General features: G+C 69.0%; 12 protein-coding genes. 8 read left to right on the top strand and 4 right to left on the bottom strand.

The window, feature by feature from the left end:
- Positions 1–130: 130 nt before the first annotated feature.
- Positions 131–1,186 (top strand): hypothetical protein, encoded by a 1,056-nt coding sequence (locus AMK27_RS19535; protein WP_445194859.1) that lies wholly within the window; start codon positions 131–133, stop codon positions 1,184–1,186.
- A gap of 24 nt (positions 1,187–1,210) precedes the next feature.
- On the opposite strand, the gene AMK27_RS19530 is transcribed toward AMK27_RS19535, so the two are convergent.
- The 4 genes from AMK27_RS19530 to AMK27_RS43065 all read right to left on the bottom strand — a co-directional run bounded on the left by AMK27_RS19530 (position 1,211) and on the right by AMK27_RS43065 (position 5,045).
- Positions 1,211–1,984: a succinate dehydrogenase/fumarate reductase iron-sulfur subunit gene (locus AMK27_RS19530; protein ID WP_073909654.1), complete on the bottom strand. Its 774-nt coding sequence runs from the start codon at positions 1,982–1,984 to the stop codon at positions 1,211–1,213.
- On the bottom strand, positions 1,981–3,915 hold the full coding sequence (locus AMK27_RS19525; RefSeq protein WP_073909650.1) for a fumarate reductase/succinate dehydrogenase flavoprotein subunit: 1,935 nt from the start codon (positions 3,913–3,915) through the stop codon (positions 1,981–1,983). The genes AMK27_RS19530 and AMK27_RS19525 overlap by 4 nt, the downstream gene beginning before the upstream one ends.
- Position 3,916: 1 nt before the next feature.
- The gene (locus AMK27_RS19520; protein WP_073909646.1) at positions 3,917–4,738 is read right to left on the bottom strand and encodes a hypothetical protein; all 822 of its coding nucleotides are present in this window, start codon (positions 4,736–4,738) and stop codon (positions 3,917–3,919) included.
- Between the two features lie 166 nt (positions 4,739–4,904).
- On the bottom strand, positions 4,905–5,045 hold the full coding sequence (locus tag AMK27_RS43065; RefSeq protein ID WP_198955907.1) for a hypothetical protein: 141 nt from the start codon (positions 5,043–5,045) through the stop codon (positions 4,905–4,907).
- 246 nt (positions 5,046–5,291) lie between these two features.
- Here AMK27_RS43065 and AMK27_RS19515 point away from each other — a divergent pair, with 246 nt between their 5' ends.
- The 7 genes from AMK27_RS19515 to AMK27_RS19485 form a co-directional block, all read left to right on the top strand.
- Positions 5,292–7,787, top strand: a complete 2,496-nt coding sequence (locus tag AMK27_RS19515) for an ABC transporter family substrate-binding protein (protein WP_073909644.1) — start codon at positions 5,292–5,294, stop codon at positions 7,785–7,787.
- Between the two features lie 331 nt (positions 7,788–8,118).
- Positions 8,119–10,020 carry a translational GTPase TypA gene (gene typA, locus AMK27_RS19510; RefSeq protein ID WP_055641510.1) on the top strand — a complete coding sequence of 634 codons (1,902 nt, stop codon included), beginning with the start codon at positions 8,119–8,121 and terminating at the stop codon, positions 10,018–10,020.
- A 582-nt stretch (positions 10,021–10,602) separates the two neighbouring features.
- Positions 10,603–12,240, top strand: a complete 1,638-nt coding sequence (locus AMK27_RS19505; RefSeq protein ID WP_073909642.1) for a peptide ABC transporter substrate-binding protein — start codon at positions 10,603–10,605, stop codon at positions 12,238–12,240.
- 174 nt (positions 12,241–12,414) lie between these two features.
- On the top strand, positions 12,415–13,347 hold the full coding sequence (locus AMK27_RS19500; RefSeq protein ID WP_073909639.1) for an ABC transporter permease: 933 nt from the start codon (positions 12,415–12,417) through the stop codon (positions 13,345–13,347).
- Positions 13,340–14,287, top strand: coding sequence for an ABC transporter permease (locus AMK27_RS19495; RefSeq protein ID WP_073909638.1), 948 nt, complete (start codon positions 13,340–13,342; stop codon positions 14,285–14,287). Before AMK27_RS19500 ends, AMK27_RS19495 begins: the two co-directional genes overlap by 8 nt.
- 12 nt (positions 14,288–14,299) lie before the next feature.
- Positions 14,300–15,358, top strand: a complete 1,059-nt coding sequence (locus AMK27_RS19490) for an ABC transporter ATP-binding protein (RefSeq protein ID WP_073909636.1) — start codon at positions 14,300–14,302, stop codon at positions 15,356–15,358.
- The coding region (locus AMK27_RS19485; protein WP_073909634.1) for an ABC transporter ATP-binding protein at positions 15,351–16,426 on the top strand (1,076 nt) is incomplete at its 3' end. The genes AMK27_RS19490 and AMK27_RS19485, both read left to right, overlap by 8 nt.

Genomic DNA, 16,426 nt, shown 5'->3' with positions numbered 1-16,426 from the left:
GGGGAGGTTATGTCCGCGTATGTCGGCCCGCGACCGGACGGCCTGCGGTCGGAGTGCCCCCGCAGCCCCGCGGAAACCATTCTCCACAGGCCTGCGTCACTGTCGGTAGCCGCCGCTACCGTGAGGAGCGGTGGGACACGTGACACGACGGCACGAGGGGGCTCGGGTGGGCGGACGACTGAGGAGAATGTGGCGTCGGGGGCGCTGGTTCGTGCTCGGCCTCGTCCTCGTTCTCGTGGTGCCTCCCCTGTTCGGCGCGCTCGCCCTGCGCGTCAACTACGCGGGCGACCTCAGGGACGACGCGAAGACCCGGGACAAGGACGCCGTCTGGCTCGGCCACGCCTGGGTCGACGGGCGGAAGAAGGACGCCGACCTCGCCGCGTTCGCCGCCCGGATCAAGGACACGGGCATACGCGACCTGTACGTCCACGCCGGGCCCCTGGAGCACGACGGCACCCTGCCCGCCGCCGCGTACCCGCGCGCGAAGTGGTTCGTCGACGCCGTGCACCGCACGATGCCCGGGATACGGGTGCAGGCCTGGCTCGGTGACGTCCTGGCCAACGGCGGACCCGACGGACTGCACCTCGACAGGGCCGGGACCCGCGCCGCCGTGGTGACCTCGGCCCGGCAGATCCTGGACGTCGGCTTCGACGGGGTCCACTTCGACCTGGAGCCGCTGCTCTCCGGCGACGCCGACTACCTCTCCCTCCTCGACGACCTCGGAGAGGTCACCCGGCCCCGGAAGGCCCAGCTCTCGATCGCCGCCCACCAGATCGACCCCCTTCCCGGCCTGCACGCGGCCAACAGCGTGCTCACGGGCAAGGAGAAGTGGTGGTCGCAGGAGTTCTTCGGCCAGGTCGCCCGGCGCGTGGACCAGATCGCCGTCATGTCGTACGACACCTGGATGCCGCTGGAGGGCCTGTACGGCGGGTACGTCGCCCAGCAGACCAGCCTCGCCCTCGAAGTGACCCCCGAGTCGACGGACCTCCTGATGGGGCTCCCCTTCTTCCACGAGGACGACCTCGGCCACCACGAGAACGCGGAGACCGTCGAGGCCGCCGTCCGAGGTGTCAGACTCGGCCTCGGGCGCACCGACCCCGACCGGGCGCGGTTCGGTGTCGCGCTGTACGTCGACTTCGCCGCGGAGGAGGGCGACTGGGCGGCCTACCGCGCCGGCTGGCACTGACCCCGCGCGGCCCCGCCGCGGGCCCTATGGCGTCCGCCGCCGCCTGATCGTGGCGCCCAGCCACACCAGCGGGTCGTACTTCCGGTCCACGACCCGCTCCTTCATCGGGATCAGCGCGTTGTCGGTGATGCGGATGGACTCCGGGCACACCTCCGTACAGCACTTGGTGATGTTGCAGTAGCCGAGTCCGTGCTCGTCCTGTGCCGTCCGGCGCCGGTCGAGCCCGGCCTCCTCGGCGGCGTCCAGCGGGTGCATGTCGAGCTCCGCGACCCGCATGAGGAACCGGGGCCCGGCGAAGGCCTCCTTGTTCTCCTCGTGGTCGCGCACCACATGGCAGGTGTCCTGGCACAGGAAGCACTCGATGCACTTCCTGAACTCCTGCGAGCGCTCCACGTCCTCCTGCCGCATCCGATAGTCGCCGGGTGCCAGGCCCGCGGGCGGCACGAAGGCCGGGATCTCGCGGGCCTTCGCGTAGTTGAAGGACACGTCCGTGACCAGGTCGCGTACGACGGGGAAGGCGCGCATCGGGGTCACGGTGATCACCTCGTCCCGGGCGAACACCGACATCCGGGTCATGCAGAGCAGCCGCGGCCTGCCGTTGATCTCGGCCGAGCACGAGCCGCACTTGCCCGCCTTGCAGTTCCACCGCACCGCGAGATCCGGTGTCCGGGTGGCCTGCAGGCGGTGCACCACGTCAAGGACGACCTCGCCGTCGTGGACCTCCACCGTGTAGTCGGTCAGTTCGCCGCCGTCGGCGTCTCCCCGCCACACCCGGAACCGCGCGTCGTAGGAGCTCATGCGCCGTGTCCCCTTCCCGGCCCCTCCGGGCCTCCCGGACCTTCCGGACCCTCAGGCAGTTCGTCCTCGGCGAGGTACTTCGCCAGCTCCTCCTGCTCGAACAGCGCGAGCAGATCGGGCCGTACGGGCTCCGTGAAGGTCCTTTCGAGGGCGATCCCGTCGCCGTCCAGACGGCACAGCAGGTTCACCGGGCGCCAGGCGCGGTCCATCGCCGGACAGTCCTCGCGGGTGTGCCCGCCCCGCGACTCGGTGCGCTCCAGGGCGGCGCGGGCCACGCACTCGCCGACGAGCAGCATGTTCCGCAGGTCGAGGGCGAGGTGCCAGCCGGGGTTGAACTGCCGGTGGCCCTCGACGGAGACGTGCCGGGCCCGTGCCCGCAGGGCGGCGATGCGTTCCAGCGCCTCGGCCATCTCGCCCTCCCGCCGGATGATCCCGACGAGGTCGTTCATGGTCTGCTGCAGTTCCTGGTGGAGGGTGTACGGGTTCTCCGGGGCGTGCCCCTCGGGGGGACCGAACGGAGCCAGCGCCTCCGCCGCCGCGGCCCCGACCTCCGCCGCCACGATGCCGCCGCCGGCCCCCGACAGCGCGTACTGCGCCGCGTACAGGCCCGCCCGCCGGCCGAAGACCAGCAGGTCGGAGAGGGAGTTGCCGCCGAGCCGGTTGGAGCCGTGCATGCCGCCGGCGACCTCGCCGGCCGCGAACAGCCCGGGCACCCCCACCGTCGCCGCCGTCTCGGAGTCGACGTTGACCCCGCCCATCACGTAGTGGCAGGTGGGGCCCACCTCCATGGCCTCCGCCGTGATGTCGACATCGGCCAGTTCCTTGAACTGGTGGTACATCGAGGGAAGCCGCCGCTTGATCCTCTCGGCCGGCATCCGGGTCGACACGTCCAGGAACACCCCGCCGTGCGGGGACCCGCGGCCCGCCTTGACCTCGGAGTTGATGGCCCGCGCCACCTCGTCGCGCGGCAGCAGCTCAGGCGGGCGCCGGTTGCGGTCGGGGTCCTCGTACCAGCGGTCGCCCTCCTCCTCGGTCTCCGCGTACTTCTCCTTGAAGACGTCGGGGACGTAGTCGAACATGAAGCGCCGGCCCTCGGAGTTCCGCAGGACCCCGCCGTCACCGCGGACGGACTCGGTGACGAGGATGCCCTTCACCGACGGCGGCCAGACCATGCCGGTCGGGTGGAACTGCACGAACTCCATGTTCACCAGCGGGGCGCCCGCGAGCAGGGCGAGCGCGTGGCCGTCCCCGGTGTACTCCCAGGAGTTCGAGGTCACCTTGAAGGACTTGCCGATGCCGCCGGTCGCGAGGACCACCGCGGGGGCCTCGAGGACGAGGAAGCGCCCGCTCTCCCGCTCGTAGCAGAAGACCCCGGAGACCCGTCCTTCGCCGTCCTTGAGGATCCGGGTGACGGTGAACTCCTGGAAGACCTTCAGCCGGCCCTCGTGGTCGCCGGTCTCGCGGTGGTCCTCCTGCTGGAGTGCGACGGACCGCTGCTGGAGGGTGCGGAGCAGTTCGAGGCCGGTGCGGTCGCCGACGTGCGCGAGCCGCGGGTACTCGTGGCCGCCGAAGTTGCGCTGCGAGATCCGGCCGTCGGGGGTGCGGTCGAAGAGCGCGCCCCAGGCCTCCAGCTCCCAGACCCGCTCGGGGGCCTCCTGGGCGTGCAGCTCGGCCATCCGCCACTGGTTGAGGAACTTCCCGCCGCGCATGGTGTCGCGGAAGTGGGTCTTCCAGTCGTCCTGCGGGTGCACGTTGGCCATGGACGCGGCAATCCCGCCCTCGGCCATCACGGTGTGGGCCTTGCCGAAGAGGGATTTGCAGACGACCGCCGTACGGGCGCCCGCACGGCGTGCCTCGATCGCGGCCCGCAGCCCGGCGCCGCCCGCGCCGACCACGACCACGTCCCACTGCTCTCGCTCGACGTGCGTCATCTCAGAAGAACCTCGGGTCGTCGAAGGTGCCGGTGGCGAGCAGGTACACGTACAGGTCGCAGAGGGCGACGCTGATCAGGGAGGACCAGGCGAGCAGCATGTGACGGGTGTTCAGCCGGCCGACCCAGGTCCACAGCCGGTAGCGGACCGGATGCTTCGAGAAGTGCTTGAGCCGTCCGCCGACGATGTGCCGGCAGGAGTGGCAGGAGAGGGTGTACGCCCAGATGAGGGCGATGTTGACGAGGAAGAGGAGCGTTCCGAGCCCGGCGTGGCCCCAGGCGTAGTCGGCGTTCCGGAAGGTGAGCACCGTGTCGTAGCTGAGGATTCCGGCCACCGGCAGCGCCGCGTAGAAGAAGTACCGGTGGAGGTTCTGCAGGAGCAGCGGGAAGCGGGTCTCGCCGGTGTACGACGCGTGGGGCTCGGCGACCGCGCAGGCCGGGGGAGAGGCCCAGAAGCCCCGGTAGTACGCCTTCCGGTAGTAGTAGCAGGTCAGCCGGAAGCCCAGGGGGAAGACCAGGATCAGCAGGGCGGGAGAGAGTCCCCACCAGCTTCCGAAGACCTCCCAGTTCGGTCCGCCCTTCATGGGGACGCAGTTCTCCGCCAGGCAGGGCGAGTAGAACGGCGAGACGTAGGGGGCGGCGTAGTAGTCGGCGTCGGCGAAGGCCCGCCAGGTCGAGTAGGCGACGAAGGCGAGCAGTCCGGCGGCCGTCGCGGCGGGGGAGAGCCACCAGCGGTCGGTGCGCAGATGCCGGGCGGCGAGGGAGGCGCGCCCCGGGGAGCGCACCCCCGTGGCGGATCCGGGCGGTTCCGTACCTGTGGCCAACGGGCCCTCCTACGGTCGGTAGCCGGTGCGTCCTGCGGTGCGTGGCGTCCAGAGGCGGGGCGTCTTACGAGGCTTGGGGTCCAGCGGTGCGAGGCGTCCAGCGGCGGGTGGCGTCTTCCACCGCTTGTCGCCCTACGGCGCGTGGCGTCTTGCACCGCTTGTCGCCCTACGGCGCGTGGCGGTCGCGTGCTTCCGGCCCCCCGTCGTCCGTGTCCGTCCGCAGCCCTCTGTCGTACGGGGCGTCGGGGGTGCTCTCCGGGTCTTCGGGGCAGCGCTCGACGGCTGCCGGGTCGTCCTGAACGGACATGGGTGCCCTCACTTCCGCGAGCGGCTTCGGCAGGAGTGTCGCGCGTCACCTCCCGCTTGGGAAGCCACGTGCACGGGATTCCGGGCGCCGGGAGCGCTCCTTCGTCGGCGGTTGGGCCGCACGAGTGGGGTTTTCCGGCCGTGTCGCCGTGTCGCCGTGGCCGGATCTGTTCCGTCCTTTTCAGTGGATGAGCAATAGGTGTGATCATCTCCAAATGGAATGAATCTGGACGAAGGGGTACAAGTCATGTCCCAGATCGGCGCCCCTCGCGGGAGGACATGCTCCAGGAGCCCCCGCTCCCGCACGCTCCGCTCCGTCGCCACCCTCACCAGTGCCGTCCTCGCCGTCACCGTCCTCGCCGGATGCAGCTCCGACGAGGCCGACGAGGCCCGGGCCGCGGCCCAGGACAACGCGCCCGCCGCCCGCGACAAGGTCGCCGACGGAGGCACCCTGCGCTGGGCCGTCGACGCGCTCCCCACCACCCTCAACACCTTCCAGGCCGACGCCGACGGCACCACGTCCCGGATCGCCGGGGCCGTGCTCCCCTCCCTCTACACGATCGACGAGCGGGGCCGGCCGCAGCGCAACCCCGACTACCTGGAGTCCGCGCAGGTCGCCGAGACGGAGCCCAAGCAGGTCGTCCTCTACAAGCTCAACCAGCAGGCGGTGTGGAGCGACGGACGCGAGATCGGGGCGGCCGACTTCGTCGCCCAGTGGCGGGCGCTGAGCGGCCGCGACACCGCGTACTGGACCGCGCGGAACTCCGGCTACGAGCGGATCGAGAAGATCGAGCGGGGCAAGAACGACCTGGAGGTACGGGTCACCTTCTCCAAGCCCTACGCCGACTGGCAGTCCCTCTTCACCCCGCTCTACCCGAAGCAGGTGATGGGCTCCCCGGACGCCTTCAACGACGGGGCCCGCACCACCCTCAAGGCCACCGCAGGACCGTTCCTGCTGAAGGCGATCGACCGCAAGAACGGCGATGTCACCCTCGCCCGCAACCCCCGCTGGTGGGGACAGCCCGCCAAGCTCGACAGCATGGTCCTCACGGCCGTCGCCCGTGCCGACCGGGCGGACGCCCTCGCCGCGGGCACCCTCGACCTGGCCGAGATCGACCGGTCCACCGCCGAACGCATCTCGCTCGCCCTGCGCGACGCCCGCGCCGGACGCAACGGCGCCCAGGCCGCCCTCGCCCACGGTCCCGGCGCCTCGATCACCCCCTCCAAGGCCCTCAAGTCCTGGGCGCTGGCCCACGGCTCCGACGAGGAGAAGGCGGAGGAGGTCCAGGCCGCCCGCGAGAAGAACCAGAAGGCCATCGCCGCGTACGCGACCGCCCAGGACACCCTGGCGAAGTACGTCGTCCGCAAGTCCCTGGAGCCCGCCTACACCCAGCTCTCGCTGAACGGCGAGTCCGGGCCGCTCGCCGACGAGCGGGTACGGCGCGCGGTGGCCCGCGCGATCAACCGCCGGGAACTGGCCGAATCCGTACTCAAGCCGCTCGGTCTCCCGGCGGATCCTCCCGGCAGCCACCTGGCCCTCGCCGGCCAGGCCGCGTACGCGGACAGCAGCGACGCCCTCGGCAGCCAGGACACCGCGGAGGCGCGGGCTCTCCTCGCCGACGCGGGCTGGGTCCCCGGCGGCGCGGTCAGGAAGCCCGTGGAGGCGGGCACCAAGGCGGGCAGCGAGGCGGAGAAGAAGGCCGCGGAGAAGAAGGCCGGCGAGAAGACCGGCGAGAAGGCCGATGAGAAGGAGAAGGCCGGCGAGGACGGCGCCAAGTCAGAGGGCGCGAAGAAGGACGGCGCCACGACGGAGGGTGCCGACAAGGAGGGCGCGAAGAAGGACGCCGCCAAGGACTCGGCCGCCACCGACGCCAAGAAGCAGGCCGAGGACACCGCGTCCGACGAGGGCCTCTACATCGTCGGCGACGACAAGCCGGCAGGGCGGCCGGCCGCCCCCGCCATCGGCGCCGCCGGCCCCGAGAGCGGCACCGAGATCCTCGCCCCGGCCGCCGCGGCCGCACGCCAGAGCGCCGCGCTCCTCGCCCGTGCCGAGGCGCTCGACACCGGGACCGGCGCCCACGCGGCCCAGACGGTCGCCCGTACGGACAAGGGCGTCGCGGGGGCCTACGCCCCGCGCGGCACCGCCGCCCCCGTGACGGCGCCCGAGGCGGGCAAGGCGCTCGGCAAGGACGGCAAGGCGCTCAGCCTCCGCTTCGTCCTGCCGTCCGGCCCCGGCTCCGAGGCGCTGCGGGCGGTCGGCGACCGCATCGTCCGGATGCTCGACGCGGTCGGCATCCGCACCGAGGTCGCCAAGGTCTCCGACGACAGCTTCTTCAAGGACCACGTGGCCTCGGGCGACTACGACCTGGCCCTCTACTCCTGGCCCGCCACCGCCTTCCCCGCGACCGACGCCCGGCCGATCTTCGCCAAGCCCGAGCCCGCCTCGGACGGCTCCCTCCTGGTCGAGCAGAACTACTCGCGGGTCGGCACCGACCGCATCGACCAGCTCTTCGACCAGGCGGCGGGGACCCTCGACGAGGAGGAGGCCCGGGAGCTGGTGCGCCAGGCCGACGCCCGGATCTGGGCCGCGGCCGGCTCCATTCCCCTCTACCAGCGCCCGCAGCTGGTCGCCGCCAGGGCGGATGTGGTGAACGCCGGCGCCTGGGGCCTGGCCGGTCCGCGCTACCAGGACATCGGCTTCAAGAAGAAGGAGACGTCCAAGGGCGCCGAGCGCACCCCCTGAGGCGACCGGACCGCCCCACCGGGGCACCGAACGCGCGGAAAGTTCCTGAAAGCCCTGAAACCGCAGGTCACAACCTCAGAACCAGCTCAATTTCCTTGCCCGCCGGTGATCCCGGCGGGCAGGATCGCGTCGGCCCTTTGACCCGGTCGCACGACCTCCTCACGACCTCCCCCACACCCTTGCCCCCTCGTAGGACAACTTCTCGGATCTTGGCCGGGGAAGCCCCTTGCGCGGCAGCCCCGTACCATGGACATAGCCGTGGCGCGTCCGCCCGGCGGGCGTACGAGGAACTGACGCCGCATCCCACGATCCGAGAGAAGCGCAAGCACCCATGCCCACGCGCCACGACATCCGTAACGTCGCCATCGTCGCCCACGTCGACCATGGCAAGACGACCATCGTCGACGCCATGCTCAAGCAGGCCGGTGCCTTCGCCGCCCACCAGCAGCTCGACGACCGCATGATGGACTCGAACGACCTGGAGCGTGAGAAGGGCATCACGATCCTCGCCAAGAACACGGCGGTGAAGTATCACCCCAAGGACGGCGGGGCCCCGATCACGATCAACATCATCGACACCCCCGGCCACGCCGACTTCGGTGGCGAGGTCGAGCGCGGTCTGTCGATGGTGGACGCGGTCGTCCTCCTCGTGGACGCCTCCGAGGGTCCGCTCCCGCAGACCCGCTTCGTGCTGCGCAAGGCTCTCCAGCAGCGCAAGCCCGTCATCCTCTGCATCAACAAGACGGACCGCCCGGACTCCCGGATCGACGAGGTCGTCAACGAGACCTACGACCTCTTCCTCGACCTGGACGCGGACGAGGACCAGATCGAGTTCCCGATCGTCTACGCCTGCGGCCGTGACGGCGTCGCCTCGCTGACCAAGCCGGAGAACGGCACCGTTCCCGCGGACAGCGACAACCTGGAGCCGTTCTTCTCCGCCATCCTGGAGCACGTCCCGGCCCCGGTGTACGACGAGGAGGCGCCGCTCCAGGCCCACGTCACCAACCTGGACGCCGACAACTTCCTCGGCCGTATCGCGCTCCTCCGCGTCGAGCAGGGCGAGCTGCGCAAGGGCCAGACGGTCGCGTGGATCAAGCGCGACGGCACGATCTCCAACGTCCGCATCACCGAGCTGATGATGACCGAGGCGCTCACCCGCAAGCCGGCCGAGGTCGCGGGCCCCGGTGACATCTGCGCCGTCGCCGGTATCCCCGACATCATGATCGGCGAGACCCTGGCCGACCCGGAGAACCCGATCGCGCTTCCGCTGATCACGGTCGACCAGCCGGCCATCTCCATGACCATCGGCACCAACACCTCGCCGCTCGTCGGCCGCGGTGGCACGGGCAAGGGCGCGGACGCCAAGTCCGCGGTCAAGCAGCGCAAGGTCACCGCCCGCCAGGTCAAGGACCGCCTCGACCGCGAGCTGATCGGTAACGTCTCGCTCCGCGTGCTCGACACCGAGCGCCCGGACGCCTGGGAGGTCCAGGGCCGCGGTGAGCTCGCGCTCGCCATCCTGGTCGAGCAGATGCGCCGCGAGGGCTTCGAGCTGACCATCGGCAAGCCGCAGGTCGTCACCAAGGAGGTCGACGGCAAGACGCACGAGCCCGTCGAGCGCCTCACGGTCGACGTTCCCGAGGAGCACATGGGCGCGGTCACGCAGCTCATGGGTGTCCGCAAGGGCCGCATGGACAACATGTCGAACCACGGCTCCGGCTGGGTCCGCATGGAGTTCGTCGTTCCGTCCCGTGGCCTCATCGGCTTCCGTACGGAGTTCCTCACCAACACCCGCGGTACGGGCATCGCCCACTCGATCCACGAGGGCCACGAGCCGTGGTTCGGCACGCTGACGACCCGTAACAACGGCTCGCTGGTCGCCGACCGCGCCGGTGCCGTCACCGCCTTCGCGATGACGAACCTCCAGGAGCGCGGTGTCCTGTTCACCGACCCCGGCACCGAGGTGTACGAGGGCATGATCGTCGGCGAGAACTCGCGCTCCGACGACATGGACGTGAACATCACCAAGGAGAAGAAGCTCACCAACATGCGCTCCTCCTCGGCCGACTCCTTCGAGGCGATCGTCCCGCCGCGGAAGCTCTCCCTGGAGCAGTCCCTGGAGTTCTGCCGCGACGACGAGTGCGTCGAGGTCACCCCGGAGGCGGTCCGCATCCGCAAGGTGATCCTCGACCAGAACGCGCGTGGCCGCGCGTCCTCCCGCGCCAAGAACGGCTGAGCGCAGCCACAGGCACGGCTGGAGCGGTGGTGCGGCCGGAGCGGCGGCATCACCGAACTGGCTGAAAACAGAACGGTCGAGCCGGCCGAATAACGGCTGAGCTGGGCCGCATGCGGCCGATGACAGTGGGGTAGATCACGATCCTGTGATCTACCCCTCTTTCGGTTCTCCAGGGCATCGGCACAGGAGCCCGGACCCCCCGCAGGGACTGTGGGAGTCCGGGCTTTTCGTCAACTTCCGTCAACTTCATTTCAGAGGGCCGGTGTCCGCATATCGGCCATCGCTCTCCGGTACGTGTGTTAACGGTCCGTTTCGGGGGTGTCTGTCTGTGCTCAGTTTGTCCGGATTTCGGTATCCGGGGGTGTGGTGATGTTGTCAAAACGAGACCACTTAAGTGTGGTTTACAGCCCGGACGTACTTAATAGTTGGCTCCATTGAGCTCGGGTCAATGGGTCACGCACTGTGGGGAGTGCCGACTCACGAGCACACTCGGGGCACTTGAGTGCAATGCCGTCAGGGGTGTCGGCAGAACTCGGAGTGCCCCTCTTGTAGTGACAAAAGTGGACTCATGAGGAGGAACCCATGCGCGGTGCCAAGAGCGCCAAGTGGGTAACGGGCGCGATCATCGTTGCCCTTGCTGCGACCGCCTGTGGCGGGGGTAAGAGCGACAGCGGCGACGCCAAGGGCGCTGTTGACCCGAACGGAATCTTCTCCATCGAGCTGGGCGAGCCTGAGAAGCCCCTGCTCACCGGTGACACGATGGAGTCCAACGGCTCCGCCGTGATGGCCGGCCTGTTCTCGACCCTGGTCGACTACAAGGCTGACGGCTCCCTGGAGATGATCAACGCCGAGTCGGTCACCACGACGGACTCGAAGACGTGGACCGTCAAGCTGAAGCCGGGCTGGACCTTCCACGACGGCACCCCGGTGACCTCCAAGTCCTACGTGGACGCGTGGAACTGGAACGCCAACGTCAAGAACGCCCAGGGTCTGTCCTCCTGGTTCGCGGACATCAAGGGCTACGACAAGGTCCACCCCGAGGCCGAGGGCGCCAAGCCCACCGCCGAGAAGATGGACGGTCTGACGGTCGTCGACGAGACCACCTTCAAGATCGAGCTCACCAAGGCCGTTCCGTACTTCGGCCACAAGCTCGCCTACATCGTCTTCGCCCCGCTGGCCGAGTCCTTCTACAAGGACCCCGCCGCCGGTGGCCAGAAGCCGGTCGGCAACGGTCCCTACAAGTTCAAGAGCTGGGACCACAAGAAGAAGATCGAGATCACTCGATTCGACGGCTACAAGGGCCCGAACAAGGCGAAGAACGGCGGTGTGGTCTTCAAGAACTACACCACCCTCGAGGCCGCGTACGAGGACCTGAAGTCCGGCAACGTCGACGTGCTCCGTCAGATCGCGCCCAAGGACCTCCCGGTCTACCGCCAGGACCTCGGCGACCGCGCCGTGGACCAGCCGTACTCCGCGATCCAGACCATCGCCGTCGCCTTCTACGCCGACCAGTGGAAGAAGCCGAAGCAGATCGACCCGCGCGTCATCCAGGGTCTGTCGATGGCGATCGACCGTGCCACCATCACCAAGACGGTGCTGCAGGGTACGCGTGAGCCCGCGACCGGCTGGGTCGCCAAGGGCGTCCTGGGCTTCCAGGAGGACGGTGGCGCCGGCGTCACCAAGTTCGACCCCGCGAAGGCCAAGGAGCTCATCAAGGCCGGCGGCGGCGTCCCGAACAACAAGATCTCCATCCAGTTCAACGCCGACGGTGGCCACAAGGAGTGGGTGGACGCTGTCTGCAACTCCATCCAGCAGGCCACCGACGTCCAGTGCGTCGGCGACGGCAAGCCGGACTTCCAGGCCGACCTGACCGCTCGTAAGACGAAGCAGGTCAAGTCCCTGTACCGCTCCGGCTGGGTGCTCGACTACCCGGTGAACGCCAACTTCATCTCGGACCTGTTCCGTACGGGTGCGGCGGGCAACCAGGGTGACTTCACCAACAAGGAGCTCGACGCCAAGATCGCCAAGGCGGACTCGGCTGCGACCCTCGACGAGTCGGTGAAGCAGTTCCAGGCCATCGAGAAGGACCTGGTCAACTACATGCCGTCGATCCCGCTCTGGTACTACAAGGTCAACGCGGGCTACTCCGAGAAGGTTTCGGGCGTGGCGTACGGCCAGGACGGCGACCCGATCCTGACCGGCGTCGAGGTCAAGAAGTAATCACCCAAGCGTAGTCCGCCTGCCGATGCGGGGCTGACGGGATGTCAGCCCCGCGTTCGGCGCCTTACGTATGTGGCTGGGGGGCCCTTCCACGACATTCGCGTACCCGCTCCGGGGCGCGGTTGCCGAGGGAGGGCCCGTCGGTTGCTGCTGTCATATTTCAACGGAGGCATGATGGGGCGCTATGTCGCACGACGACTGCTCCAGATGATCCCGGTTTTCCTCGGGACCACCCTGCTGATCTTCCTCATGGTCTACAGCCTGCCCGGCGACCCCGTGGCGGGTATGTTCGGGGACAAGGGCGCAGACCCCGCGACCCTCGCGAGGATCAGACACGATCTGGGACTGGATCTGCCGCTCTGGCAGCAGTACTGGAACTACATGACCGACATCATCCTGCACTTCGACTTCGGGACCCAGATCCGCAACGGGCGCCCGATCACCGAGGTCCTGGGTGAGGCGTTCCCCGTCACTCTGCAGCTCGCCGCTCTGGCGTTCGCGTTCGAGCTGGTCTTCGGCATCGGCCTCGGCATCATCGCCGGTCTCAAGGCCGGCCGTCTCGCCGACAACGCGATCCTGATCTTCACGCTGCTGATCATCTCGATCCCGGTCTTCGTCCTCGGCTTCATCATCAAGATGGTGTTCGCCTTCGAGCTCGGCTGGATCGAACCGAACGTCAGCAACGACCAGTTGGTGTCCGAGATGATCGCGCCGGCCATCGTGCTCGGCGGTCTCTCACTCGCCTACGTCGCCCGGCTCACCCGGACCTCCATGGCGGAGAACCTGCGCGCCGACTACATGCGTACGGCCGTCGCCAAGGGTCTGCCCCGCCGTCGCGTCATCGGCGTGCACCTGATGCGCAACTCGATGATCCCCGTGGTCACCTTCCTCGGCACCGACATCGGCGCCCTCATGGGCGGCGCGGTCGTCACCGAGCGCATCTTCAACATCAAGGGCGTCGGTGGCCTCATCGCCGAGTCGATCACCCGGCGTGAAGGGTCGACCCTGGTCGGCCTCGTCACCATCCTGGTGATCATCTACCTGGTCACCAGCCTGCTCATCGACCTGCTGTACGCGGTCCTGGACCCGAGGATCCGGTATGCCTGACGTGACCAAGACCGCGACCGCCGTCGAGGACGCCGTCGCGCTTCCCGCCGACGTGACTCCTCCGGCGAAGCAGGAGAAGGCCCGCAGCCTCTGGGGCGACGCCTGGGTCGACCTGCGCCGCAACCCGTACTTCCTCGTGGCGTCGGTGCTGATCTTCTTCCTGCTCCTCGTGGCCGCCTGGCCGAGCCTCTTCACGAGCGCGTCGCCCACCAAGGGCGACCTCGTGAAGCACTTCCTCGGCAAGCCGGAGCTCGGCAGCATCGGCTCCGAGGGCTGGCTCGGCTACGACGGCCAGGGCCGCTCCGTCTACGCCCGACTGATCTACGGCACCCGTGCCTCGATCATCGTCGGTGTGACCGTCACCGCGATCGTCACGCTCGTCGGCGGTGTGATGGGCATGCTCGCCGGCTACTTCGGCGGCTGGATCGACGCCCTGCTCTCGCGTCTGACGGACATCTTCTTCGGCATCCCGTTCCTGCTCGGTGCCATGGTCGTCCTGCAGTCCTTCGTCGAGCGCACGGTCTGGGTGGTCGTCTTCGCCCTCGCGTTCCTCGGCTGGACCCAGATGGCCCGCGTCATGCGCGGCGCCGTGATCACGGTCAAGCACGCCGACTACGTCCACGCGGCGAAGGCCCTCGGCGCCGGCACCGGCCGGATCCTCTTCCGGCACATCCTGCCGAACGCCATGGCCCCCGTGATCGTCGTCGCGACCATCGCGCTCGGCGGCTACATCTCGGCCGAGGCCACCCTGTCCTACCTGGGTCTGGGCCTCGCCGCCCCGACCGTCTCGTGGGGCGTGGACATCTCCACCGGTGTCGACCAGATCCGAGTCGCGCAGCACATCCTGCTGTGGCCCTCGATCATGCTCAGCATCACCGTTCTGGCGTTCATCATGCTCGGCGAAGCCGTCCGCAACGCCCTCGACCCCAAGCTGCGCTAGGAGGGCGTAAAGGTGACCATCATCGACAACACCGCGACGGTCCCGTCGCCCCGCGACGGCGCCGGCCACACCGGCCCGCTGCTCGAAGTCCGTGACCTGCACGTCGAGTTCCACACCCGTGACGGTGTGGCCAAGGCGGTCAACGGTGTCAACTACTCGGTGAACGCCGGCGAGACCCTCGCCGTCCTCGGCGAGTCCGGCTCCGGCAAGTCCGTCACGGCCCAGGCCATCATGGGCATCCTCGACATGCCGCCCGGCAAGATCCCGCAGGGCGAGATCCTCTTCCGCGGCCAGGACATGCTGAAGATGGCCGAGGAGGAGCGCCGGAAGATCCGCGGCCGGAAGATCGCGATGATCTTCCAGGACGCGCTGTCCTCCCTCAACCCGGTCCTCAGCGTCGGCTACCAGCTCGGCGAGATGTTCCGGGTGCACCAGGGGCTGTCCAAGAAGGACGCCACGGTCAAGGCCGTCGAGCTGATGGACAAGGTCAAGATCCCCGCCGCCAAGGCGCGGGTCACCGACTACCCCCACCAGTTCTCCGGCGGTATGCGCCAGCGCATCATGATCGCCATGGCGCTCGCCCTGGAGCCGGACCTGATCATCGCCGACGAGCCCACCACGGCTCTCGACGTGACCGTCCAGGCCCAGGTCATGGACCTCCTCGCGGAGCTCCAGCAGGAATACAACATGGGCCTGATCCTGATCACCCACGACCTCGGCGTCGTCGCCGACGTCGCGGACAAGATCGCCGTGATGTACGCCGGCCGGATCGTCGAGCAGGCGCCGGTGCACGAGCTCTACAAGCGCCCGGCCCACCCCTACACCAAGGGTCTCCTGGAGTCGATCCCGCGCCTGGACCAGAAGGGCCAGGAGCTCTACGCGATCAAGGGCCTCCCGCCCAACCTGCTCCGGGTGCCCACCGGCTGCGCCTTCAACCCGCGCTGCCCCAAGGCCGACGACATCTGCCGTACGGAGATCCCGGCCCTCGTGCCGGTCACCGAGCAGGACGGCGCGGATCTCCCGGGCCGTACGAGCGCCTGCCACTTCTGGAAGGAGACGATCCATGGCTGACCTCAGCAAGAACGACGAGGCCGTGGCCGCCGCCGTCGAGGCCCCCGTGGGCCGCGGCGAGCCGATCCTCCAGGTGCGCAACCTGAAGAAGCACTTCCCGCTGACGCAGGGCATCGTCTTCAAGAAGCAGGTCGGCGCGGTCAAGGCCGTGGACGGGGTCTCCTTCGACCTCTACCAGGGCGAGACCCTCGGCATCGTGGGCGAGTCCGGCTGTGGCAAGTCCACGGTCGCCAAGCTCCTGATGAACCTGGAGCGGGCCACCGCCGGCGAGGTCTTCTACAAGGGCCAGGACATCACCAAGCTGGGCGGCCGCGCGCTGAAGGCCGTGCGCCGCAACATCCAGATGGTGTTCCAGGACCCGTACACCTCGCTGAACCCGCGCATGACGGTCGGCGACATCATCGGCGAGCCCTTCGACATCCACCCCGAGGTGGCCCCGAAGGGCGACCGGCGCCGCAAGGTGCAGGAGCTGCTCGACGTCGTCGGTCTGAACCCGGAGTACATCAACCGGTACCCGCACCAGTTCTCCGGCGGTCAGCGCCAGCGCATCGGCATCGCCCGCGGCCTCGCGCTCAACCCGGAGATCATCATCTGCGACGAGCCGGTCTCGGCCCTGGACGTCTCCGTCCAGGCGCAGGTCATCAACCTGATGGGGAAGCTCCAGGACGAGTTCAACCTCTCCTACCTCTTCATCGCGCACGACCTGTCGATCGTCCGGCACATCTCGGACCGCGTCGGCGTCATGTACCTCGGCAAGATGGCCGAGATCGGTACGGACGAGCAGATCTACGAGCACCCGACGCACCCCTACACCCAGGCGCTGCTCTCCGCGGTGCCGGTGCCGGACCCGGAGGCCCGCGCGCACCGCGAGCGGATCATCCTGACCGGTGACGTCCCCTCGCCGGCGAACCCGCCGTCGGGCTGCAGCTTCCGCACCCGTTGCTGGAAGGCGCAGGAGAGGTGCTCGCAGGAGACGCCGCTGCTGGCGATCCCGACGCGCTTCAACGGCCTGGACACCCCGGCCGCCCACCTCTCGGCGTGCCACTTCGCCGAGGAGAAGCAGGTCGT

The sequence above is a fragment of the Streptomyces sp. CB02009 genome (genome assembly GCF_001905825.1).
Taxonomy (GTDB): Bacteria; Actinomycetota; Actinomycetes; order Streptomycetales; family Streptomycetaceae; genus Streptomyces.
Note: the sequence above shows the minus strand (reverse complement) of the source record. Positions and strands in the feature narration are given on the sequence as shown.